Genomic DNA, 3,098 nt, shown 5'->3' with positions numbered 1-3,098 from the left:
GCAGGCCTTCAGCAAGCTGGATCCGAACGTAATCAACAGCCCGCTGATGGAGAAGGTGCTCACCACGTTCCGGCGTCTGCGCCGGGAGACGGACTGGCAGGCGCCGCAGCACGACTGGACGGAGGCCACCCGCGCCGTCATCCGCGGCAAGGCCGCCATGCAGATCGTCGGTGACTGGGCCAAACCCATCTTTGTGGCCGCCGCTGAGTCGTCAGGATTCCAGTTCCAGTGCGTTGCCCCGCCCGGGACGGGTGATGGCTACATCTTCACCAGCGATTCGTTTGTAATGTTCGCCATGGCGGACGCAGCCAAGGCCCGGGCCCAACAGGACTTCGCCCGCTTGGTCATGCAGCCGGATGTCCAGCAGCAGTTCAACATGATCAAGGGCTCCATCCCGGCGAACCAGGAAGCAGATCTGTCTGGCTTCGACCGCTGTGGCCAGCAGTCTGCGACGGCGTTCCGCCAAGCGACGCAGAGCAACAGCCTCGTGCCGAGCTTCAGCATGTCCGTCCGCGCTGAAGTCGAGGACGCGGTTCGGGAAGTCATCAGCGACTACTGGCGCGACGATCGCGTCACAACCCAGCAGACGATGAAGCGCCTAGTCGCCGTGTTGACCGCACCCACCCCTAGCCGCAGGCGCTAAAACGTCGTCACGATGTCAGGGTCATCACCCGGTCGAACCAGGCCTGCTACCCACGCCACCGCTGACGGCATCCGGCGGCAGGTTCACCGCAACGGGCTCGCACTCGAACACCTGAGGACCCTGGTTCGCGTCGCTGCCGGCTTCGCTATGGCTTGCGCCCGCTAGGACAGCAGGAACCGTTCGCCACCCAAGCGGCTGAACAGGTCACTGGCCCTGCTCTAGATTGTCGATCTGCCGAGAGAGGTAACTGCCGTGCCTTGCCGGTGCTGTGCAGAAGAAGTTACCGCTGGTCCGGTCGCGTCAGCTCGAACCGTAAACCGGGGTCTGCTCGCCCTGCAGTCAGCGACCATCCATGAGCTTCAGCGACCTCCAGGCAGATAGCCAGGCCAAGGCCGGCACCCTGGTCACGGCGATGTGCCCCGCGCCAGAAGCGAATAAACATCCGTGACAGTTGTTCATCGGTTGCGCCGACGCCCCGGTCACGCACGCTGATCGATCGGATGTCAGCCTCGATACTCACCAATGCCCCAGGTGGCGAATGCTGGATGGCGTTTTCAACCAAGTTCTTCAGCAGCATGAAGAAGGCGTGGCGATCAGCAAGCCATGTTGGGCGCGATCTGCCGGCTTGCAGTTCCATCCGCACCTGGGCAGCCTGTGCCATTCGCTGCAGGTAGGCCGACACCTCCTGAGCCAGCTCGAGAATGTCGACCGGCGCCAGGTTGTAGTTCTGCAGTTCGCTGGCTTCCGCCAGCAGCAGGAGCTGCTGCACCTGCCGAGTCATGTGCTCAACGTCCTGGAGCAAGGAATCGCGTTCCACGCTTGCACTGCTCAACTCGACCTGTGCTCGGATCAAGGCCAGCGGCGTCTTCAGCTCGTGGGCAGCCGAAGCCAAGAACTCCTGCTGTACGCGGTATCCGCGCTCCAGCCGATCCAGCGTCCGGTTGAAGCTGTCCACGAGAGGCGCCACCTCCGATGGTGCACTGTCCGTTGGCAATCTGGCGTGCAGGGAGCGCGGCGAGATCTTCGTCGCCGATGCAGAGATGTCCCTCAACGGGCGGAAGGTGCGCCAAAGAGTCACGTACGAGCAAGCACCAAAGACCACCAGCAGGATCAGGCTGAACAGGGCTATGACCTTGCTCAACAGCGGCAACGCAAACTCCACATGAAACAGGTCGGACATGCGAGCGCTGCCGGCGTACTGCACATGCCATGTGCGCCCGTCATGTTGCAAAGGCGCCGTGGCAACGTGAATCCTCGATCCACCGCGCTCGAAGGTAAACCCGACTTGCTCCCAGCTACGGACCCTCGAATCCCTGTCAGGCCAGAACTCTTCGCCGGCCGGGGAGTTGAGAACCGCCTTGCCTGACGAGTCAAGCACCCGGTAGGCAAGCTCATCCTTGAGGCTGAGATAGATCCAATCGACGTCATTCCCGTTAGAGAGCAGGCCGACCGGTTGGCCCTGGTCGTCGAATTTCACGCGCTTGGCGATGGCTCGGGCCTGATCAGTCACCCGCCAGTTCAGGACGTCGGCACGGTAGGTCAGCAACGCCGTCAGTCCCACCGCAATCAGGACGACRCTGACCACGACGCCAGTCAGGTACGCGCCGAGCACCCGCAGACCCAGGCTATTGCGCGGCATTTGCATCCTGAAGCGCGTAGCCGAGACTCTTCACGTTGACGATCCGCTGGCAAGAGCCAATCGCCGACAACTTGCGCCGCAGGCGGTGCAGCACAACGTTCAAGGCATTCGGCGTCACTGCGTCGGACAGGCCCCACCCGGCCGCCTCAAGCGCAGCGCGGCGGACCATATTCCCATTGGCCTGCACCAGCAAAAGCATGATCTGCATTTCCGCCATCGCAAGCGTCACGGTGTCATCTCTGCATTGAACCGTTCCGGCCTGCGGATGGAGCCGCAGGTCACCCGAAGCGGGGTCCAGCGAGCGCTGCTGCGCAGGTCGCCGCAGCAACGCACGAACGCGTGCCACCATCTCATCCATGGCGAACGGTTTGGGAAGGTAGTCGTCGGCACCGGCTTCGAGCCCTTTGACCCTGTCGCCCAGGGCATCGCGCGCCGTCAGCACCAGGCACGCGATGCCGTTTCCCTCGCTGCGCAAGCGTTGCAGCAAGGCCAGACCGTCGCCATCCGGCAATCCACGATCAAGAACCAGGGCGCCGTAGTCGACCTGCCTGAGAGCCACCCAAGCTGCGTCTATGTGCCCCACCACGTCGGCCGCAATGCCGGCCTGTGACAGCCCCTCGCGGATGAGGCGTCCCAAGCGTTCATGGTCCTCGACCAGGAGGATGCGGTTCATCAGAAGCGGTACATGTAGCCGATCGCCACCCGGTTCTCCGTCGAGCGGTCGACCAGCGGGCTGTTCTTGATTTCCTTGGCGAGACTGGTGATGCCAACATCAAGGAATATCGAGCTGGACCCGTTGATCAGGTAGGTCGCACG

At 62.9% G+C, this 3,098-nt stretch carries 4 protein-coding genes; 1 reads left to right on the top strand and 3 read right to left on the bottom strand.

Annotation, left to right across the window (positions count from 1 at the left end; translation table 11 throughout):
- The coding region (locus ACXJKR_RS28445; protein WP_457325686.1) for an extracellular solute-binding protein at positions 1–643 on the top strand (643 nt) is incomplete at its 5' end.
- A gap of 280 nt (positions 644–923) precedes the next feature.
- On the opposite strand, the gene ACXJKR_RS28440 is transcribed toward ACXJKR_RS28445, so the two are convergent.
- Genes ACXJKR_RS28440 through ACXJKR_RS28430 form a run of 3 tightly spaced genes read right to left on the bottom strand, consistent with a single transcriptional unit; the run spans position 924 to position 3,047 of the window.
- The gene (locus ACXJKR_RS28440) at positions 924–2,282 is read right to left on the bottom strand and encodes a sensor histidine kinase (RefSeq protein WP_457325684.1); all 1,359 of its coding nucleotides are present in this window, start codon (positions 2,280–2,282) and stop codon (positions 924–926) included.
- Positions 2,269–2,955 (bottom strand): response regulator transcription factor, encoded by a 687-nt coding sequence (locus tag ACXJKR_RS28435; protein WP_457325683.1) that lies wholly within the window; start codon positions 2,953–2,955, stop codon positions 2,269–2,271. Before ACXJKR_RS28435 ends, ACXJKR_RS28440 begins: the two co-directional genes overlap by 14 nt.
- Positions 2,955–3,047 (bottom strand): MipA/OmpV family protein, encoded by a 93-nt coding sequence (locus ACXJKR_RS28430; RefSeq protein WP_457325687.1) that lies wholly within the window; start codon positions 3,045–3,047, stop codon positions 2,955–2,957. The genes ACXJKR_RS28435 and ACXJKR_RS28430 overlap by 1 nt, the downstream gene beginning before the upstream one ends.
- Between the last annotated feature and the right edge of the window lie 51 nt (positions 3,048–3,098).

The sequence above is a fragment of the Roseateles sp. P5_E11 genome, assembly GCF_054049355.1.
This window is presented reverse-complemented; position numbering and strand designations above follow the sequence as displayed.